At 43.5% G+C, this 6,000-nt stretch carries 6 protein-coding genes; 3 read left to right on the top strand and 3 right to left on the bottom strand.

Annotated features, from left to right (window positions below; translation table 11 throughout):
* Nucleotides 1-10 precede the first annotated feature (10 nt).
* Together B2Y23_RS08345 and B2Y23_RS08350 are read left to right on the top strand one after the other, a co-directional pair.
* On the top strand, nucleotides 11-367 hold the full coding sequence (locus tag B2Y23_RS08345; protein WP_291352747.1) for a YbjQ family protein: 357 nt from the start codon (nucleotides 11-13) through the stop codon (nucleotides 365-367).
* 3 nt (nucleotides 368-370) lie between these two features.
* Nucleotides 371-814 carry a YbjQ family protein gene (locus B2Y23_RS08350; protein WP_291352749.1) on the top strand — a complete coding sequence of 148 codons (444 nt, stop codon included), beginning with the start codon at nucleotides 371-373 and terminating at the stop codon, nucleotides 812-814.
* 17 nt (nucleotides 815-831) lie between these two features.
* Here the strand turns inward: B2Y23_RS08350 and B2Y23_RS08355 are convergent, their stop codons facing one another.
* The 3 genes from B2Y23_RS08355 to B2Y23_RS08365 are packed head-to-tail and all read right to left on the bottom strand — an operon-like array spanning nucleotide 832 to nucleotide 3,177.
* A complete protein-coding gene (locus B2Y23_RS08355) occupies nucleotides 832-1,614 on the bottom strand; it encodes a hypothetical protein (RefSeq protein WP_291370175.1) in 783 nt (260 codons plus the stop codon).
* A gap of 49 nt (nucleotides 1,615-1,663) precedes the next feature.
* Nucleotides 1,664-2,470: an SDR family oxidoreductase gene (locus B2Y23_RS08360; protein ID WP_291370177.1), complete on the bottom strand. Its 807-nt coding sequence runs from the start codon at nucleotides 2,468-2,470 to the stop codon at nucleotides 1,664-1,666.
* Between the two features lie 20 nt (nucleotides 2,471-2,490).
* Nucleotides 2,491-3,177: a hypothetical protein gene (locus B2Y23_RS08365; RefSeq protein WP_291352755.1), complete on the bottom strand. Its 687-nt coding sequence runs from the start codon at nucleotides 3,175-3,177 to the stop codon at nucleotides 2,491-2,493.
* Between the two features lie 184 nt (nucleotides 3,178-3,361).
* Between B2Y23_RS08365 and B2Y23_RS08370 the strand changes: the two genes are divergently transcribed.
* A partial coding sequence (locus B2Y23_RS08370; RefSeq protein ID WP_291370179.1) for a valine--tRNA ligase occupies nucleotides 3,362-6,000 on the top strand: 2,639 nt, incomplete at its 3' end.

Raw genomic sequence — 6,000 nt, forward strand, 5'->3', positions numbered from 1 at the left:
ATATCAAAAAATGCTCCTTAGTAATTTAGAATCTGTTCCGGCTCACACCATTATTCGTCAAATTGATGTGGTCTACGGCAGCACTGTACGCAGCAAGCATGTCGGACGTGACTTGCTGGCTGGCCTGAAAAATATTGTTGGTGGTGAACTGACTGCCTATACTGAACTGCTGGAAGAATCGCGTCAGGAAGCCATGAACCGGATGATTGAAAAGGCTCAATCTTTAGGTGCAAATGCTGTGGTCGGCATCCGTTTTTCTACCTCGAATATTGCACAAGGCGCTTCTGAACTTTTTGTTTATGGAACTGCAGTGGTTGTGGAACCAAATGCGACCAAACTTCCTGATCCCTTCCCGACGCAAGGTTAAGTCATGGATGCTTTTCTATTAAAAGTCATTATCTTTGTGGTTTTATTTACTATTGGCTGGGGATTTGGCCGCCGCGCGGAAAAAAAACATTTTACTGAACTGGATGAGCAAGAACAGCGTTTGGCTTATATCACCCTGGACAATAGCCGCTTTAAAACGTCTTCCCATCCTGGGCAACTGGTCAGTAGCAATGTGGTGATTTCGCATGATTACTTTAAATATGTCATTGCCAATATCCAGAATTTTTTTGGTGGTCGCTTAACCAGTTATGAAAGCGTAGTTGAACGAGCCCGCCGTGAGGCAATTGTGCGCTTAAAACAGGAAGCGGAAAAAATCGGTGCGACGTATATTATGGGTTTACGCTTAAGTACCACAGAGCTTGGTATGCAAGGCGGCATGGTCGAAGTGTTTGCATATGGAACGGCGATTCAACGACCTTCAGATTAAATAAAGCAGTTAAAGACTCAGTATCGGTAGTCTTCAGCAAAAGCTTGAGGAACCTGGTATTGAGTTCCATCAAATTTCAGTATAAAACTTTGCTGAGCTCGGTTGCGTTTTCCCTCTACACAATGTTCTAGTGTTCCTGACATTTCGTAGTGGCTGATTTTGCTGCGTACCTGAATATCAGAATATTGATGTGACTTTTTTGGAAGCATCACTAATGTTGAATTACGTTCCTCAATCTCAGCATTGCATTGTGTATCGGTTTCAGCACGATAACGCTCTACAATCAAGCCATCTAAAATCATCGTTTTATTGTTTAAATCGTACAAATTAAGCAATTGCATACGATATGGATTGGGCTGTGAATGTCCGCTGTAATTTAATCTTAAGCCAATGGCTCTAACCGTCTGTGAAACTTTATAAGCTCCTAGATCGAGTGATATTGAATCCAGTGAAATCGCATCGGAAATTAAAGATTGCTGCACCACATACTTCGATTGTACGGTATTGGTTTTCGTCTCCAGAGTTAAAAACGTGAGTTGATAAACGCCAATAGTTTCATCTTCCTTCGAAGCTATCCATTTCGTATAGGCAACCAGACTCAGCTCAGGAGATTGCGGCAATGACTTGCATGACAAATAATTTGAATCAAATGAGCCTATAATTTTTTGCTGCCTTAACAATTTTTCAAGTTGGGCTTTATTACTGCATAAGTCCCCGGCAAAGGAATATTGCGCTGCAAAAAGAAAAGAGATCATACATAATCCAAGAATGAAAAATCGATTTTCATAGTGTTTAACCATGTACAACCTCGTAATATTATTTTTTTAAGAAATCTGAATAAATCAGACCTTACTTCACTTTCATCTTACGAATCATTTTATACAGTGTACTTGGTGATAGGCGCGATACCCATACGCCCAGTTTTTCTTTCGTCCCGCCTACCACAATGTATTCTTCACCGTTCAGCAATGCACTCACCACTGTTTTGGCAAACACATCTGGCTCTAAACCATTTTCAATCGCTTCATCCTGATGCCCCTGTGGTTTACCTGCACCATTCAAGGCATTAAACGACACATTGGTTTTAACAAAGCCGGGGAAAATCACCGAGACATCCACGCCATTCTGCGCCACTTCCGCACGCAAGCTGTTGGCCCACATGTGAATGGCTGCTTTCGCTGCTGAATAGGAAGCACGGTATTGCGTACCCAAAAGTCCTGCCACACTGGACACAAAGGCAATACGACCGGACTTTTGTGCAAGGAATGTCGGTAAAACTGTTTTGGTTAGAAACACTTGCGAGAAATAATCCACTTCCATAATGGCGCGTTCAGTTTGCATAGTGGTATCGGCAATCAGGGCACGCTGGCTGAGACCCGCGTTATTGATTAACCAGTCAATACGACCTTTCTGATTCAGCACTTTTTCATAGGCATGGCGAACCTGATTTTCATCGGTAATATCGGCACTGACACAGATATGCCGCTCAGGATCGGTCAAACTTAAACGGACATTTTCCAGTTCATCCATACGCCGTGCAGTCAGTACGACTTGCGCTCCCTGCAAGGCACACTCATGCGCCAGTGCCTTGCCTAAACCTGAAGATGCGCCGGTAATCCATACCACTTTGTTGTTTAAACTGTCCTGCTGCGCCATGTTATGTTTCCTGTTTTGAATTACGATTCTGAATGGTTTGATCTGTCATTTTTAGGCCCTTGATTCAAAAACATCAGAAAATGATCAAAGTAACGATGGGTTTCTTGAGCATCGTAATAAGCACCCAATTTTTCCAGACGTTTATAGCCTAATTGCGTGGTCAAACTAATGACACCATTTAAGGTTTTATCAACCACCAAATTGAATTTCAACATTTTTTTGGGTTCACGTACCAAATACGTCACACCTTGATCGACCATTTCGGTAAATGCTTTCAAGGCAGGCGAAACGTATTGGCTATTTCCACTTTTTACCTGTTCCACACAACCTAAAAGCTCCACCACCAGCACATGATCAACCTGATAGGAAATATAGTGTTGATCATCTTTTTCGTGGGCCATTTTAATCAAATAGTTGACCATTGGAATTAAGCGGTCATTGCCAAAAAATGACACTGACCACGGCATATATTTACGGACCGTATCTAAAATCTGCTGCACCACCTTGTCTGACTCCCGGTCACCCGAGGTAGATAAACGCGAGATTTCGCCAAAAACCTGATCGACAATTTCGCAGGAAATATCTGCCAGCACCTCACCCAGCGGTTTCGCCAGGCTTTGGGTTTCACCTTCATTCAGTTGCTGGTGAATCTGCCGGAATCTTTGATGGGTTTCAGCTTTTAATTTTAAAGAAATCAAATGACTCATAATAATTATCTCCTTTTAGAATTGTTCTGCGATCTTCTGCGCTGTTTTTATAATACTCTCATCATAGAACCTAATTGTGTATGTGCCAAATGCTTATTTTTTGCATTTTCTTTAGCTGCCTAATCTGCCATTTTTTTTGCTACAATAGATGCAATTTTTTATTCACTTTCGATCTGTTTTCACTATGACTGATTCTGCGCAAAATATTGCTACAACCTACGATCCGACCGAGATCGAGAAAAAATGGTACCAAACCTGGGAAGAGCGCGGTTACTTCAAGCCGTCTGAAAAAGGCGAGTCTTTCTGTATCATGATTCCGCCACCGAACGTCACTGGTAGCTTGCACATGGGTCATGGTTTTAACAATGCCATCATGGATGCTTTGACGCGTTTCAACCGTATGTCAGGTAAAAATACCTTATGGCAACCGGGTACTGACCACGCGGGTATTGCAACGCAAATGGTGGTAGAGCGTCAGTTGGGTGCACAAGGCATTAGCCGTCATGACCTAGGCCGTGAAAAGTTCATCGAAAAAGTCTGGGAATGGAAAGAGCAGTCTGGCGGTAACATTACCCGTCAAATCCGTCGCCTCGGTTCTTCGGTTGACTGGTCACGTGAACGCTTCACCATGGATGATGGTTTATCAAACGCAGTAAAAGAAGTGTTTGTTAAACTTCACGAAGAAGGTCTGATCTACCGCGGTAAACGCCTGGTTAACTGGGATCCAAAATTACAAACTGCCCTTTCTGACTTAGAAGTTGAGTCTGATAAAGAGGAAGCAGGTTCACTTTGGCACTTCAAATACTTCTTTGAAGATAAGTCACTGCGTACCCACGATGGTAAAGATTACATCGTAGTTGCAACGACGCGTCCTGAAACATTGTTAGGTGATACCGCAGTTGCGGTTGCCCTTGATGATGAACGCTATGCAGCACTCGTTGGCAAGAACATCATTCTTCCAATTACAGGTCGTGCTGTTCCGATCGTTAAAGACGAATATGTCGACAAAGAATTCGGTACCGGTTGTGTAAAAATCACCCCTGCGCATGACTTCAATGACTATGAAGTAGGTAAACGTTGCGAATTGCCAATCATCAACATCTTCAACAAAAATGCTGAAGTGTTGGCTGAGTTTGAATACATCGCAAAAGCGGGCGAGCAAATTTCTAAAACCATTCCTGCACCTGCAGAATACGTTGGTTTAGAACGTTTTGAAGCACGTAAAAAATTGGTAGCTCAAGCGGAAGCTGAAGGCTGGTTAGACCAAATTCAACCGTACACGCTAAAACCACCTCGTGGTGACCGTTCGGGCGTGATCGTTGAGCCGTTATTGACTGACCAATGGTATGTGAAGATTGCGCCGCTAGCGAAACCTGCCATTGAAGCGGTTCAAGACGGTCGTATCAAGTTCGTTCCTGAGCAGTACAGCAACATGTATATGGCTTGGATGAACAACATTCAGGACTGGTGTATCTCGCGTCAATTGTGGTGGGGTCACCGTATTCCTGCTTGGTACGATGCGGAAGGCAACGTATATGTTGGTCGTGACGAAGCTGAAGTACGTAGCAAGAACAACATCCCTGCCGATGTTCAATTAAACCAAGACGAAGATGTATTGGATACATGGTTCTCTTCAGGTCTTTGGACATTCTCAACTTTAGGTTGGACTGGCGACGAAGCAAAAGACAAAGCCAACTACTTCTTGAATACATTCCACCCAACAGATGTATTGGTGACAGGTTTTGACATCATCTTCTTCTGGGTGGCACGTATGATCATGCTGACCATGCACTTCATGAAGAATGAAGATGGTACGCCACAAGTGCCGTTCAAAACTGTGTATGTACATGGTCTGGTACGTGATGGCGAAGGTCAGAAAATGTCTAAATCTAAGGGCAACGTACTTGACCCATTAGACCTGATTGACGGTGTCGATCTTGAAACTTTAGTACAAAAACGTACAACAGGTTTGATGAACCCGAAACAGGCGGCGAAGATTGAAAAATCGACTCGTAAAGAATTCCCTGAAGGGATTCAATCTTACGGTACAGACGCTGTACGTTTCACTTTCTGTGCCCTTGCAAACACCGGTCGCGACATTAAGTTCGATATGAAACGTGTTGAAGGTTACCGTAACTTTGCCAACAAAATCTGGAACGCAACCCGTTTCGTAATGATGAATGTCGAAGGTCAAACTATTGGTTCAGAAGCACGTCAAGACCTTTGGGAATTGCCTGAACAATGGATCGTAAGCCGTCTACAAAAAGCGACTGCTGCGGTACAAACTGCATTTGCAACGTATCGTTTAGACTTGGCTGCGCAAGCGATTTACGAATTCATCTGGAATGAATACTGTGACTGGTATGTGGAATTAACCAAACCAGTTCTGAACGATGAAAATGTATCTGAAGAGCGTAAAGCTGAAGTACGTCGTGTTCTTCTGGCCGTAATGGAAGCGTCTTTACGTCTTGCTCATCCGTTAATGCCGTACTTGACTGAAGAAATCTGGCAAACGCTTGCGCCTAAACTTGGTTTAGCGGGCGAAACCATCATGCTTGCGCAGTACCCTGTTGCTGACGAAGCGCTCATCAATGACCAAGCTGAAGCGGATATGCAATGGCTTCAAGGTTTGATTGGTGCGGTACGTAACATCCGTGGTGAGATGGGCTTAGGTAATGCGCGTTTGTTGCCTGTTCTTCTGCAAAACACCACTGAAGCTGAAAAAGCTCAGATCACACGTATTGAAGCATTGTTTAAAGCATTGGCGAAAGTTGAAAGCATTACTTTCTTGGCTAATGGCGAACAACCACCATTGTCTTCTTC

Origin of the sequence: Acinetobacter sp. UBA5934 (assembly GCF_002430855.1) — a bacterium.
Lineage (GTDB): Bacteria > Pseudomonadota > Gammaproteobacteria > Pseudomonadales > Moraxellaceae > Acinetobacter.